This window comes from Streptomyces sp. GLSS-08, from assembly GCF_056387915.1.
Genome location: NZ_JBWJAQ010000002.1, coordinates 286,163 through 299,620 on the forward strand (window position 1 = coordinate 286,163; position 13,458 = coordinate 299,620).

Sequence of the window (13,458 nt, forward strand, 5' to 3'; positions counted from 1 at the left end):
CGTCATCCACCGGACGTGCGGTCGAGGGCGTGCAGGATCTCCCGCTCCCGCGCGGTCAGCGGCGGCCCGGCCGGTGCGGACAGGGGGGGGCCGGCTAGGGCAGCCAGGACGACACCGGGACGCAGGAGACGGGCGGGTCCCGCCTCCAGGCCGGTCACGTCCCACAACGCGGACGCCACGCTGTACGAGCCGGTCGCCGCCCGCGTGAGGCGCCGCGAGTAGCGGGCGGCGAGGCGGTCCACGAGCGTGGCCGTGCCGCCGCGCACCTGCGGAAAGAGGACGTCCTGGCCCACTGCCAGGCTCCACGCGGTCTCCACGTGCCGGCCCGCGGCGCGCTGGACGGCGCGGGCGAAGCCGGGAGCGGCCGGGCCTGCGCGCCGTAGTTCGCGGCTCAGGGCCCCGGCCCCGAGCGCGGCCACGGACATGCCCTGCCCGTACGCCGGGTTGAAGGTGGCCAGCGCGTCCCCGAGGACGACGAGCCCCTCCGGCCAACGCCGCGCCTTCTCCAGGTAGCGGCGGGAGTTGCTGGTACTGCGGCTGATGGACACCTCGGTGAGCGGTTCGGCGCCGGAGATGAGCCGGCCCACGATGGGGTGCGGGAGGTCCAGCGTGTACTTCAGGAACCCTTCGGGGTCTGCCGGAGGTTCGCCGCCCCGGGTTCCGGCGAGGCTGACCATCCAGCGGTTGCCCTCGATCGGCACGATCACGGCGCTGCGGCCCGGTCGTGACACGTACGGATTCGCCTGCACCATGGTCAGGGGGAACCGCTCGGCCCCCGCAGGCGTGCGGTAGATCCGGGTCGCGTTGACGAGGCCGGAGTCGACGCTCCTCTCCTCGATCCCGGTGATCCCGAGGCCGGCCAGCCACCCCATGATGCGTGAGCCGCATCCGCTCGCGTCGACCACGAGGTCGGCGCGCAGTTCCGCCTCGCCGGACGCGGTGGCCGTGCGGACGCCGTCCACTCGCGCGGCACTGCCGGTGAGCCCGACGACCTGCGCCCGGCGCATCTCGACATGGGGCGCGCTGTCGACGACCGCCCTGCGCACGACCCAGTCCAGCAGGGCCCGGCTGCACGTGACCATGTGATGGCGGTCGTGGCGCCAGCGGCGGAAGAAGCCCTCCGGGGTCAGCACCACCATGCCCGAGCTGAGGGAGATCTCGTGGGCGCCCGCGGCCAGCAGATGCTTGCGCAGGTCGGCCCCCGGCACCAGGTCCTCCATGGCCGCCAGGCCACCGGGCATCAGAAGGTGCGCGTGACGCCCCTGGGGGACCCCCTTTCGCTGCTCGGGGCCGTCGGGCAGCTCGTCACGGTCCAGTACGACCACCTCGTCGACGGCCGGGGACAGCGCCGCCGCCGCCAGCACACCGCCCAGTCCTGCTCCGATGACGACAGCTCTGCGCATGGGGCTCCTCGTTCCGGTCATGAGATGCCGTCACCGCTTCGACGACGTGCCGCGGTGACGACGGGGGACTGCTTCAGCGCCCGGCTCATCTCCAAGAGTCTGCTGCTCCGGGGGTGTTGGGGGCGTGTGTTCGCCCCGGCGAGAGGGTATCCGTTCTCCGGTTCGGGGGCAGTGGTGCCGGGCGGGCAGCTCACCATGCCAAAGGGCCCGGGGTACCGAGCAGTTGCTCGGTACCCCGGGCCCTCAGCCGCCGTCGAAGCGGGTGTTGTCGTGGGGTCGGCCCTGTCAGTCCTCCCGGTTACGGGGTGCGCACAGCGCCCAGATGACGAAACCGTTGACGGTGATCAGGGCCAGCGCCCAGAGCGGGGCGTACGGGAGCCAGAGGAAGTTCGCGAGCATGCTCAGCCCCGCCAGTACGACGCCCACGGCCCTGGCCCACGTGGCGCCCTGGAAGAGCGCGCACCCCGCCAGGAAGACGACGGCCCCCAGCAGCAGGTGGACCCAGCCCCAGCCGGTCAGATCGAACTCGTAGACGTAGTTCCGGGTATTGACGAAGACGTCGTCATTGGCGATGGCGGCGATGCCCGCGAAGACCGCCATCAGCCCGCCGAAAATCATCAGGACGGCGGCGAAGACGGTCCACCCGCCGACGAAGGCACGTGCCTCCGACCGTCGCCCCGTATGCGGGCGGGCTTGGCTCACATGACTCGTCATAGTGCGCTCCTTCACTGGGTACGGCCGACCCGACGGGCGAGTTCTGCTCCGCCGATCGGGCTACTACCAATCTGTGCCTGGGGGTCGGGTCCCGCATCTCGGAGGCGGACGGCGCCACCGGGGTCCCCGAAGAAGCGCCCCTCGACCCGTAACACGCCGCGACCGGCGTTCCGCATGCCCCGGCCGCACGACGTGCGCATCCGGCCGGCCACCCCCGGGTCGCGGGAAGGTAACGGCGAAGGCCGGGCCGTCGTCCACGGCGGTCGGCGCGGATCGGACCACCGAGGCATGAGCCGGTGGCTTTCCCCGCTTGATCGGCCAGGCGCGGGGCCCCCGGATGCCGAACAGAGAGCGTCCGGCCCCGCACTGGTCATCGGCAGGCGATCCGTGGCGTAGGGTGGAGTCAACGACGCGGGGTGGAGCAGCTCGGTAGCTCGCTGGGCTCATAACCCAGAGGTCGCAGGTTCAAATCCTGTCCCCGCTACGCGAAGACGAGGGCCCGGCAGCCGACGCTGCCGGGCCCTCGCGCATGCCGGGACGCCTTCGGGTACGCGGCGGACCGGTCCCGGCGGGCCCGAGCCGGCTGTGCTCAGGCGCCGGCGTCGTCCTCGAAGCTGGCGAAGTACGCGGCGGCCATGTCCTCGTCGCCGTGCCCCTGCGCGGCGGCGCGGGCGAGGCGTTCGGCCCCGGCGGTGGCGACGTCCAGGCGGATGCCGTTGCGCCGGCCCGCCTCGACGATGAGCCGGGCGTCCTTGGCAGCGGTGGACACGGCGAAGGCGGGCGGTGTCAGCCGGCCGGTCAGGATGAGGTCCGCCTTGGCGTGCAGGTAGCCCATGTCGAGCGGACCGCCGGCGATCGCGTCGAAGAAGCCCTGCGGGTCCACGCCGAGCGCCTTCGCCAGCGCGAGTACCTCACCGGTCGCGTTCGTGGCTGCGATGACCCAGCTGTTGGCCACGAGCTTGAGGCGGGTGGCGCTGCCTGCCGCGCCGTCCTCGCCCGTCCACACCGTACGGCTGCCGACGGCGTCGAAGACCGGGGTGACGGCCTGCCGGTCCTTGCTCGGGCCCGCGGCCAGGACCAGCAGCTGCCCGGCCTCCGCGGGCTGTCGGGTGCCGAGCACCGGGGCGTCGTAGAAGACCAGCCGGTGCTCGCGGGCCAGCGCGGCCAGATCGCCGATCGCGTCGATTCCCGCGGTCGTCGACTGCACCCAGGCCGTGCCCGGCCCGAGGCCGGGGGCCGCCTGCCGCATCACGTCGAGAACGGCCGCACCGTCGTACAGCATCGTCAGGACGACGTGGGCGTCCCGTACGGCGTCGGCGGGGGTGCCCGCGACGAGCGCACCGTCGCCGGCCAGGGGCTCGGCCTTGTCGCGGGTGCGGTTCCAGACCCGGACGCTGTGCCCGGCCCGGGCGAGGTTGCGGGCCATGGCCGCGCCCATGATGCCGGTTCCCAGGACGCCTACGGTGAGCTTGTCGGTCATGAGATCAACTTCCCTGCGGTGAGTCGTACGGTGGTCGCTTCCGTGCTCCGTCACGGCGCGCGGCGCGCCGCGCGGGCCGACGGGTCAGCCGGATGCCTGGCTACTGCGGGTACTGCCGGGACGAGCGGTCGATGTCGGCCAGTTCCTCGTCGTTCCGGCGGCGGCTTCGACGGGGGTCCTCCTCTGCTTCGGGCGGGTGCCGGTCCGCCTGGCGCCGGACCGCGCCGGGTATTCCGACAGACGCCGTTCCACGCTGCCACACGCGGATGGCCGCATCCCTCACCGGCCCCGTGTCGTCGACGGGGGAAACGACGCGGATGCGGTGGGTGGACGAGCCCACCTGACGACACGGCAGCTCACGGCACGCGGTGGGTCCGTGAGCTGGCGGTATCCCGTACTCGCCTTGAAATGGTTGACGGGAGGACCAACGACTGAAAGAACATCCATGATTTTGCGCAAGACTTGCAGTGACTGCCAGAGTGACCGACCGCAACCTCCCTGCTCCGCACGGTGTTCCGAGCCATTGCAAACCTCGCCCTCTGGAGAGTTCAGACATGTTCCTCACACGTCGCCTCCCGCTCGCCGTCGGCTGCGTGACCGCCGTGGCGGCGCTCCTCACGACGCTGACGCCGACTCAGTCCGCCCGTGCGGCCGGGGCCCGGGACGGAGACCCCTCCGTGCCCGACTGCGTCCAGTACTACGCGAGCTGGCGGTACACCACGGTCGACAACCGCTGTGGCGCCGAGGTGAGGCTCACCGTGGAGTACACCGACGGCCAGTCCGTCCCGTGCCGGACACTCCAGCCCGGCGACCTGGCGACCTACCCCGGCTACGGCCCCCAGCTCAACTACGTCACCGGTCTGCGCCCCTGCCCGCCGGAGACGGCGTCGCCGTGACTCCGAGCCGGCACATGGCCCTGCCGGGCCGGTAGGCAGCCGTGGAATCCCACGGTGCTCAGCGTGTGATCAGTACGACGAGGAGAACCAACAACGTGCCTGCTGTGAGCATCGCCCCCACCACGGTGAATACCAGGTGGAAGGACTTGGAATCCCAGCCTCGGATCTCAAAACGGCGGGGATTGTCCTCGTCGTAAAGGACCGTGACGGAGTTGCCGATGCCGAAGCCGTGGAGGACTGTGCCGCGGCCGAACATGGAGGGGTACGTGCACTCGCGCCCGTCCCGGGCCGTCCAGGCGACGACGGGGTGGTGGTACTTGGCTCCGTCGTCGTCACGCCTGGTGTCGTGACGCACGACTCGCCCTACCGCAGTGATTCCGGTGCGGCGAAGCGCGCTGGCGCGGCGGAGTCCATACACGCCAGCACAGAGGAAACTCACGCCGATCAGCAACGGTATGAGCGAGAAGAGCCATTCGTGTTCCATGCGGTGTCCGACGCGTGAGCGACGTCATCGGTTGCTGGGGCAGGTGTGCCCGCCTCTGCTGCCGCACGGGAGTGCCGCAGCTCAGGGGGCGTTGCGGCAAGCGACTGCTGGACGTCACGCGGTCCGTCGGCGGAATTTTGTGGAAGCCGTGGAGATCTCTGGCGCGCCAGACCGTGCCCCCGCCTCCGCTGGCTTTCCTCAGCCGGTTCCGGGCGACCACCGTCATGCCGCGCATCGTTCCTCCAACCCTGCGTACTCGAGCGCCCGGGGCCGGCCGACCTCAGCGCACCGCGGGAGGGTACACGCCCGCAGTGCGGCGGAGCACACGTAAGCGCCTTGCCGGAACGGCGCATGTAAGGGTGCTGGCTTGGTACGCGTCCAGCGCGACCTCTGGAAGTTGCGCGAAGTTGACAGCTCCCGGCCGGCCCCGGTGCTACCCCGCCCGCGCCCTCCGCCACTCCACTTCCTCGGCAGCCATCGGGGCCTGGATGCTGTACACATCGCCGACCCGCAGATTGTCCGGCGTGCTGTACTCGCCGTAGGTGCCTATGACGGAGACGGCCACATGGGAATCGGGCTGCCAGAAAGTACGGAAGTACGGGGCGTTCGCCGGGAATTCCGGGATCTCCAGAAGGGGGACACCGCGCCGTTCCAGTAGGCGTTGCAGCTTTTCGAACCGAAGCCGGGGAGTGAACCGGCCGTACCGGGCGCGGAGCATGTCGTTGACGAGGGTGCGGTCCCGGGCCGCGAGCCTGTGCACCTGCAGGGTGAAGTGGTGGCCCGACCAGGGGTGGTCGGCGAAAGCGCGGTCCCAGAAGAACTCGGCGAGGCCGTAGTCACGGCACATGCTGCGATCGCCGAAGGTGTTCTCACCGAAGTTCGACCCCAGGGCCCTGGTGACGCGGTCTGGAGAGTCCGCGGGGCCCACGCCGAGCAAGGTGCCGGTAGTGACGACGTCCACGTAGAACGCCAGGGAGTACGGGGTCAAAGGCTGATCCTCTATCAGGGCGGCATGGTCGGCTGGGCGGGAACCCCACGTTCCGTGAAGCGCGCACGCCGTGCGACGGCCGGTGCTCGCATCGGGCTCCGGGAGGGCCTTGGCCGGGCCGGCGTCCTTCTTCTCAACCCCCAGCATAGGAACCTGACTTCCGTCGTCGCCAGTATCGGCACGTCTTCGGACCGGGCCCACCGCTTTTCTCCGGTCCGGTTCTTCAGGATCATCTTGTGGCGGCTAGAACAGGGTCAGTGGCTGAGGTGGGGCGCGCTGGTCTGGGGTTCCCGGATCGCGTCCCGAAGCTGGGCGGCGGTCACGCGGGCGGCGTCGAACGTCTCGGTCCAGCCAGGTCGGGCCGGGCGGGTTCGAGCTGGGCGACCTGCGCGTCCACATGATCCGCGGCGAGGAGCACTCGGAGGTGTGCGGGCGGGCCGCCGGCTTCCGGAGGACTACGAGGTCATCGACACCACGTTCACCTTTGCCAACACGTTCCCGCCGAGGGCGATCCGGCGTCGGCCGTGGGAGGTCCTGACTCACGGGGTCCGGGTCAAGGACACCCTGGGGAGCCGGCCTACGCCGAGGACCTGGCGCAGCTCGCCGACTTCCTGCCGTTCCAGGTCGAGGTCGGCTGCCCCGGACCCGTCGCTGTACTGGCGCCCGTAGGCGGAAGCCGGGAAGTCGCCCCGCTCCAGGCTCAGCAGGCGCTCAGCCAGCCGTGGAGGCGGCGGTAGTCCGCATCGGTGAGACCGCGCCCGGGATCGACCCGGTGGAGCAGCGCGCGTCCGCCGTGACAGGCGGCTACCCAGAGACGGTCCCTGTCCGTGATCTCGTCGTCGACCCATGCGAAGCGGCGCCCGGCCGCCCGGTCGAGGATCGGACGGGTCTTCCAGTGCAGTCCCATCCGCGCGTCGCGTTCATCGTCCTCGGACGGCCCGGGCCGGTCGAGGACGGGCAGCTCGGGCAGCCCGAGCCGCGGCGCGACACACTCGTTCGCCTCCTCCATCCACGTCGTGGCCCAGACCAGCTCGCAGGGCAGACTCCGCAGTTTGGGTCCATGCGCCGGGTCGAGCCGCTCGAGAAGCGGATTCGCGTCGGACGTCGAGGCACAAGAACCCGTCGGGAAGCCCTGCCGCCCGTCGGCGGGCGGACGGGACGACGACGCACCGAACGGGATGAGGGGCCCGTCGACGTCGAGAAACAGCACGGGCCACTCCGCGGAACCAGGCACCTACGCAAATTACCCGCTCACCTCCCCACCTCGACGGCCCGATCCGGGTCCAGGCCTGTTCCGGGCCGCGGAATGCCGGGCCGTGACTGCTTCTCGCAGCCGAGCCATGCCGTCGCGCGACCCAGCGGGGGCACAGGTGCCCAGGCTGCTCGCCGTCTGCGCTCACCCGGACGACGAGTCCCCTCGCTCCGGCGGGGGGCCTGCTCGTCACACGGCCGCGGGCGCTCGTACCGCGTACATCGGCCACGAGCTTCCCCGGAGACGGCCGCCCGGACACGGCTCACGGCCCGACGCACGGGCGGCCCCGGCGTTGTGGGCCCGGAGACGTTCAACCTGTGAAGCCGGCGTACTCGCCTCACCCGGGCGGTCCTCGCAGGTCACGTACCGCGAGTCGTCCCTCGTCACGGCCCTGTCGCCGGAGTCGATGCAAATAAGTCATGTCGGAGGGGTTGCCGTCCGGTTGCCTCATTACTTAAATCAAACCCTGAACTAAGTAGCTGCGTAAGACCGTTCATGCTGCCCGGGCCTTCCGGTCCCGGTCGGGGAACGCCCTGCGGCGCGCACCCGTTCGGGGAGTTTGTCATGCCTCGATCACGGTGAACGCCGACCCGCTCTCCTTCACCCGCACGGAGTGGACCAATGAGATTCAGATCCTGGGGGATCGCGCTCGCCACAGCGGCGGCGCTGGTGACCATCCCCGCCCAGACGACACCCGCGAGCGCGGCCGAGGTGCCGCTCTCGCAGGGCAAGACCGCCACCTCCTCCTCCGACGAGAACGCCGGGACCGCCGCCTCGTACGCCGTCGACGGCAACACCGGCACCCGCTGGTCGTCGGCCGGCACCGACACCCAGTGGCTCCAGGTGGACCTCGGCGCGACGGCCGGCCTCACCAAGGTCGTCCTCAACTGGGAGACCGCCTACGGCAAGGACTACAAGATCCAGGTCTCCGGGAACGGAAGCTCCTGGACCGACCTCAAGACCGTCACCGGCGGCGACGGCGGCACCGACACGCTCGAGGTCTCCGGACAGGGCCGCTACGTACGGCTGTACGGCGTCTCCCGCGCCACCCGGTACGGCTACTCCCTCTGGGAGTTCCAGGTCTTCGGCGACGCGGGCGGCACACCGCCCGCCGGCTGCGGCACGGCCAACGCCGCCAAGGGCAGAACGGCCACCGCGTCCTCCACGGAGAACGGCGGCACGCCCGCCGCGAACGCCTTCGACGGCGACACCGCAACCCGCTGGTCGAGCCAGGCCTCCGACCCGCAGTGGGTCCAGGTGGACCTCGGCTCGTCCCAGGACATCTGCCAGGTCGACCTGAACTGGGAGGCGGCCTACGGCAAGTCATTCAAGATCCAGGCGTCGGCCGACGGTCAGAACTGGACGACCCTGAAGGACGTCACCAACGGCACCGGCGGAACCGCCTCCTACGCCGTGAGCGGCTCGGGCCGCTACGTCCGCGTCCTCGGGACGGCACGCGGCACCGCGTACGGCTACTCCCTGTGGGAGGTCGCCGTGCACACCGGATCAGGCGGCGGCACCCCGCCCGTCGAAGGCGGCGGTGACCTCGGGCCGAACGTCATCGTCGTGGACCCGAGCACGCCCAACCTGCAGGACAAGTTCGACCAGGTCTTCAGCAAGCAGGAGGCGAACCAGTTCGGCTCGGAGCGCTACCAGTTCCTCCTCAAGCCCGGCACGTACAACGGCATCAACGCCCAACTGGGCTTCTACACCTCGATCTCCGGACTCGGCCTCAACCCGGACGACACGAAGATCAACGGTGACGTGACCGTCGACGCGGGCTGGTTCAACGGCAACGCCACCCAGAACTTCTGGCGTTCGGCCGAGAACCTGTCGCTCAAGCCGGTCAACGGCACCGACCGCTGGGCCGTCGCGCAGGCCGCGCCGTTCCGCCGCATCCACGTCGAGGGCGGCCTCAACCTCGCCCCGAACGGCTACGGCTGGGCGTCCGGCGGCTACATCGCCGACTCGAAGATCGACGGCACGGTCGGCCCGTACTCGCAGCAGCAGTGGTACACCCGGGACAGCTCCGTGGGCGGCTGGACCAACGGCGTGTGGAACATGACGTTCTCCGGTGTGCAGGGTGCGCCGGCGACCGACTTCGACAGCGGCCCGTACACCACGCTGGACTCCACCCCCGTCTCCCGCGAGAAGCCGTTCCTGTATCTCGACGGGAACGACTACAAGGTGTTCGTGCCCGGCAAGCGCACCAACGCCCGCGGGGTGTCGTGGCCGGCCAACGCAGGCGGTACGTCCCTGCCGCTGAGCCAGTTCTACGTCGTCAAGCCCGGCGCGACCGCCGCCACCATCAACGCGGCGCTCGCCCAGGGGCTCAACCTGCTGTTCACCCCCGGGGTCTACCACCTCGACCGGACCATCGACGTCACCCGCGCCAACACCGTGGTCCTCGGCCTCGGACTGGCGACCATCGTCCCCGACAACGGCGTCGACGCCATGCACGTCGCCGACGTCGACGGTGTGCGGCTGGCCGGCTTCCTCATCGACGCCGGACGCACCAAGTCCGACACCCTCCTCCAGATCGGCGGGGCCGGCGCCTCGGCCGACCACGCCGCCAACCCGACCACCATGCAGGACGTGTTCATCCGCATCGGCGGAGCCGGCCCCGGCCTCGCCACCAACTCGGTGGTCGTCAACAGCGACGACGTCATCGTCGACCACACCTGGATCTGGCGTGCCGACCACGGCGAAGGCGTCGGCTGGGAGACCAACCGCGCCGACTACGGTCTCGTCGTCAACGGCGACGACGTCCTCACCACCGGCCTGTTCGTCGAGCACTTCAACAAGTACGACGTGCTCTGGAACGGCGAACGCGGCCGGACCATCTTCTTCCAGAACGAGAAGGCCTACGACGTGCCCAACGCCGCCGCCGTCACGCATGACGGCATCGTCGGGTACGCCGCCTACAAGGTCGCGGACAGCGTCAACACCCATGAGGCGTGGGGAATGGGCAGCTACTGCAACTTCACGTCCGATCCGACCATCGTCCAGCAGCACGGCTTCCAGGTCCCGGTGAAGACGGGCATCAAGTTGCACGACATCCTCGTCATCTCCCTCGGCGGCAAGGGGCAGTACGCCCACGTCGTCAACAACACGGGAGCACCGACCTCGGGATCGGACACCGTCCCTTCGAAGATCACACTGTTCCCGTGACACCTTCGCCGACCGGCTGAACCGCCGTCCCTGCGGTCAGCGACCTGTGGCCCGCCGCTCTCGCGGCGGGCCACATCCGTGCCCGGGCGGGGGCCGGCGGTTCCGCGCCGGAGGTTCACCGCAGGGGCGCGGACGGCCGTCACGGGCGCCAGTACAGCGACGGGTCCGGGTGGTCGGTGAAGCCGAGTGCGCGGTATAGCGGTTCCCCGTCGGGAGAGGCGTACAGGTCCGCCCGGGAGACCTCCCGTTCCCGGAACCAGTCCAGCAGCCCCCGCATGATCGCCCGGCTGTGACCGCGCCGCCGGTACGCGGGATCGGTGACCACACCGATCACATGCCCGATCCGCCCGTTGCGCAGATGCGGCCCGGGCAGCCGTTGCTCGATCGTCCCGATGCCGCAGGCGGCGAGACCGCTGCCGCCGGACACGACGAGGATGCGCACGGCGTCCGACGACACCTGGTCCCGGAGGACGGTGGCCAGGGCGTCCCGCCAGTCCCCTTCCCCCGAGGGCGGGTTGAAGAACTCGCCGCCGAGAGTGTCGAACAGCATCGCCCGCAGACGAACCAGTTCGGCGACGTCATCGTGAACCGCCTGGCGCACAAGTGTCATGTAATGAGCGTATGGCCCCTTGGGGTGTTACGTCCAGAGTGTTTGGTGTGCGTCGGCGATCACGCAGGCGGTGTCGCCGGCCGGTATTCCGCGCCGGCTCCCCAAGAGATTCCGGTGAATCCGAGGGGCGGTTGAACGGACGCGGGTTCGCCTCCGTACAGAAGGTGGCCATGCCGGCCCGGCAACGAAGCGGTAGGAGTACTTCCTTGGGACGCAATACGCGAAGACGCCCAACGGGTGCACGACGCGCCACCTTTGCGGCGGTCGCCCTGATGATGGGCGGAGGCGGACTGGTAGCGGTGAACGTGTACGCCACGGCCAGCGAGGGAGACTCGGCGCAGCCGGGTCGAAGCCGGACCGATCAGGTGCTGGCAGCGGGAGCCGCCACGATCGACTGCCCGGACGTCGGCAGTCAGTTGACGGCGACGCCCGAACAGGCGAGGGCCGAGGTCGACAGGGAACTCGCCCTGCTGGACAAGCAGATCACCGAGGCCTACCGGCAGTTGCAGGACGCGACGCGGGACGGGCAGCAGGACGGTGCCTTCGCGGACAGCGCCATCATGAATCCGTTGAAGGAGAAGCGGGCCGCGACGATCGAGCGGATCGCGGTCGCGATCGACCGAGTGGGCGACCGCCCGGCGGGCCTCGAAGCCTTCGCGCCCTGCACGCTCCGCGCCTCCGGGAACCAGGACGGCCAGGACGACGGACAGGCCGGCGAACAGAGTTCCGGCGGACAGGACGACAACGGCGGCCAGGACGGTCAGAACCAGGGTGACGGCGAGGGCGGACAGCAGGGCGGCAACGGCGGGCAGGCGGGCAACGGCCCCGTGGCCGCCGACTTCCAGGACATCGGGACCGTCCAGCCGAACGTGCGGAACCCGAGCCCGCAGGGCGACGCCTCGCGCGGCACCTTCGGCACCAGCTGCGGCGTCAACGCGGGCGGCCTGTTCAACTCCGACAACGTGATCGTGGCCCCCGGCGTCTCCAACGGCGCCCACCACTTCCACGACTACGTGGGAAACCAGGCCAACACCGCCTTCGCGAGCGACGACGACCTCGCCAACGGTGACACCACCTGTGCGGACGAGGGCGACAAGTCCTCGTACTTCTGGCCGGTGCTGCGCGTGCAGAACGGCGCCAAGGAGCAGGACGCGAACGCGCCCGGCGGCGGTGTCGAAGGCAACGCCGGCGAGATCGTCACGCCCAAGCAGGTCACCATGACGTTCGTGGGCAGTCCGCGCGGCGAGGTCACGGCCATGCCGAAGCTCCTGCGCATCATCACCGGGGATGCCAAGGCGTTCGTCAACGGAACCGCCAACGCGAACGCGTCGTGGAGCTGCACCGGCTTCGAGGACCGGCAGTTGAAGGACAAGTACCCGCTGTGCCCCGCGGGCAGCGACGTGGTCCGCACCTTCAAGTTCCAGAGCTGCTGGGACGGCCGGAACATCGACAGCGCCAACCACCGCACGCACGTGGCGTTCGCCGACGCCGAGGGCAACTGCGGCAACGGCTTCCGGGCGATCCCGCAGCTGGTGCAGCGGATCGTCTACGACGTCGACGCGCCCAGCCTCGAGGACGGCGGGCGTACGACCCCCCTGTTCGGGGTGGACTCCTTCCCCGAGCAGCTGCACAAGCCCGTGACCGACCACGGCGACTTCATCAACGTCTTCGACGAGAAGCTGATGCAGGAGATGGTGGACTGCATCAACGACGGACGGAAGTGCGGCGCGGGAGCGGACTCCGGTGCCGGCGAGGACCCGGGGAACACGCCGGAGCCGACACAGGCGCCGAAGCCGCCGACGTCGAAACCGACGGACGGGCCGGCACCGGTGCCCTCCTCCGGGGCCCCCTCCGGCGGTGACGAGCAGGACGACGACCCGGCGGACACCGGGAGCGAACCCGCGCCCGAGCCGTCCGGCGCGGAGACCACGAAGCCGGCCGGCGGACCGGGCGGCGACCGCGAGGACGCGACGCCCAAGGCCGACACCTCGCCCAAGGCCGACGCGACGCCCAAGGCCGACACCTCGCCCTCGGCCGTCCACCGCGACCCGGTCACGACGGCGGACGACCCGGGCGCCGAGGAGAGTGCCGTTCCCGGCCCCGAGCCGACCCTGCCCGCGGACGGTGATCAGGCGACCGGTTCACTGACCGAGCCGCAGGCGACCACGGGCGGGCTCGCCGACACCGGAGCCCAGCTGTGGCCGGCGGCGGCCGGAGCGGTTCTGCTGATCCTCGGCTTCGTACTGCTGCGCCGTATCAGCCACCGGTAGGCGAAGCGACGCCCGTCGGGTGGAGTGACGCCCACCGGGTGACACAGGCCCGAAGGCGACCGGGACCGCGTCGGGCGGCCCGGTCGCCTTCGGCTGCGCGGACACGGACGGGCGGGAACGGCCGGCCGCCCGGAAGGCGCCCAATCCATGATCCTCCGATTGTCGACCGAAAAGATGTTTGAATCAGCGG

Annotated in this window: 10 protein-coding genes and 1 tRNA gene; 4 read left to right on the forward strand and 7 right to left on the reverse strand. The window is 70.5% G+C overall.

All coding sequences use genetic code 11. From position 1 onward, the window contains the following. Positions 1-2: 2 nt before the first annotated feature. Together AC0ZLC_RS03990 and AC0ZLC_RS03995 are read right to left on the reverse strand one after the other, a co-directional pair. Positions 3-1,403, reverse strand: a complete 1,401-nt coding sequence (locus AC0ZLC_RS03990; protein WP_476750458.1) for an FAD-dependent oxidoreductase — start codon at positions 1,401-1,403, stop codon at positions 3-5. A gap of 285 nt (positions 1,404-1,688) precedes the next feature. Further along, positions 1,689-2,117, reverse strand: coding sequence for a DUF7144 family membrane protein (locus AC0ZLC_RS03995; protein ID WP_476750459.1), 429 nt, complete (start codon positions 2,115-2,117; stop codon positions 1,689-1,691). A 410-nt stretch (positions 2,118-2,527) separates the two neighbouring features. On the opposite strand from AC0ZLC_RS03995, the gene AC0ZLC_RS04000 reads away from it, so the two are divergent. Next, positions 2,528-2,601 (forward strand) — tRNA-Met (locus AC0ZLC_RS04000). A 105-nt stretch (positions 2,602-2,706) separates the two neighbouring features. On the opposite strand, the gene AC0ZLC_RS04005 is transcribed toward AC0ZLC_RS04000, so the two are convergent. Beyond that, complete coding sequence (locus AC0ZLC_RS04005) at positions 2,707-3,597, reverse strand: NAD(P)-dependent oxidoreductase (RefSeq protein WP_476750460.1); 891 nt, start codon at positions 3,595-3,597, stop codon at positions 2,707-2,709. A gap of 554 nt (positions 3,598-4,151) precedes the next feature. Here AC0ZLC_RS04005 and AC0ZLC_RS04010 point away from each other — a divergent pair. Further along, positions 4,152-4,493, forward strand: coding sequence for an alpha-amylase (locus tag AC0ZLC_RS04010; protein ID WP_476750461.1), 342 nt, complete (start codon positions 4,152-4,154; stop codon positions 4,491-4,493). A gap of 58 nt (positions 4,494-4,551) precedes the next feature. Here AC0ZLC_RS04010 and AC0ZLC_RS04015 read toward each other — a convergent pair whose 3' ends face one another. From AC0ZLC_RS04015 to AC0ZLC_RS04025, 3 genes are all read right to left on the reverse strand, one after another. Beyond that, positions 4,552-4,977: a DUF3592 domain-containing protein gene (locus AC0ZLC_RS04015; protein WP_476750462.1), complete on the reverse strand. Its 426-nt coding sequence runs from the start codon at positions 4,975-4,977 to the stop codon at positions 4,552-4,554. Positions 4,978-5,410: 433 nt separating this feature from the next. Next, complete coding sequence (locus AC0ZLC_RS04020) at positions 5,411-5,965, reverse strand: hypothetical protein (protein ID WP_476750463.1); 555 nt, start codon at positions 5,963-5,965, stop codon at positions 5,411-5,413. A gap of 700 nt (positions 5,966-6,665) precedes the next feature. Next, a complete protein-coding gene (locus AC0ZLC_RS04025; RefSeq protein ID WP_476750464.1) occupies positions 6,666-7,199 on the reverse strand; it encodes an HAD domain-containing protein in 534 nt (177 codons plus the stop codon). 639 nt (positions 7,200-7,838) lie between these two features. Between AC0ZLC_RS04025 and AC0ZLC_RS04030 the strand changes: the two genes are divergently transcribed. Further along, positions 7,839-10,388 carry a discoidin domain-containing protein gene (locus AC0ZLC_RS04030; protein WP_476750465.1) on the forward strand — a complete coding sequence of 850 codons (2,550 nt, stop codon included), beginning with the start codon at positions 7,839-7,841 and terminating at the stop codon, positions 10,386-10,388. A gap of 139 nt (positions 10,389-10,527) precedes the next feature. Here AC0ZLC_RS04030 and AC0ZLC_RS04035 read toward each other — a convergent pair whose 3' ends face one another. Beyond that, complete coding sequence (locus AC0ZLC_RS04035; RefSeq protein ID WP_476750466.1) at positions 10,528-10,998, reverse strand: GNAT family N-acetyltransferase; 471 nt, start codon at positions 10,996-10,998, stop codon at positions 10,528-10,530. Positions 10,999-11,270: 272 nt separating this feature from the next. On the opposite strand from AC0ZLC_RS04035, the gene AC0ZLC_RS04040 reads away from it, so the two are divergent. Then, positions 11,271-13,268 carry a DUF1996 domain-containing protein gene (locus AC0ZLC_RS04040; protein WP_476750467.1) on the forward strand — a complete coding sequence of 666 codons (1,998 nt, stop codon included), beginning with the start codon at positions 11,271-11,273 and terminating at the stop codon, positions 13,266-13,268. Positions 13,269-13,458 lie beyond the last annotated feature (190 nt).

Excerpts from the sequence above, each read along its gene's own strand:
- AC0ZLC_RS04010 (WP_476750461.1), top strand. The coding sequence starts at position 4,152 with ATGTTCCTCACACGTCGCCTCCCGCTCGCCGTCGGCTGCGTGACCGCC.
- AC0ZLC_RS04035 (WP_476750466.1), bottom strand. The coding sequence starts at position 10,998 with ATGACACTTGTGCGCCAGGCGGTTCACGATGACGTCGCCGAACTGGTT.
- AC0ZLC_RS04040 (WP_476750467.1), top strand. The coding sequence starts at position 11,271 with ATGATGGGCGGAGGCGGACTGGTAGCGGTGAACGTGTACGCCACGGCC.
- AC0ZLC_RS03990 (WP_476750458.1), bottom strand. The coding sequence starts at position 1,403 with ATGCGCAGAGCTGTCGTCATCGGAGCAGGACTGGGCGGTGTGCTGGCG.
- AC0ZLC_RS04005 (WP_476750460.1), bottom strand. The coding sequence starts at position 3,597 with ATGACCGACAAGCTCACCGTAGGCGTCCTGGGAACCGGCATCATGGGC.
- AC0ZLC_RS04015 (WP_476750462.1), bottom strand. The coding sequence starts at position 4,977 with ATGGAACACGAATGGCTCTTCTCGCTCATACCGTTGCTGATCGGCGTG.
- AC0ZLC_RS04030 (WP_476750465.1), top strand. The coding sequence starts at position 7,839 with ATGAGATTCAGATCCTGGGGGATCGCGCTCGCCACAGCGGCGGCGCTG.
- AC0ZLC_RS03995 (WP_476750459.1), bottom strand. The coding sequence starts at position 2,117 with ATGACGAGTCATGTGAGCCAAGCCCGCCCGCATACGGGGCGACGGTCG.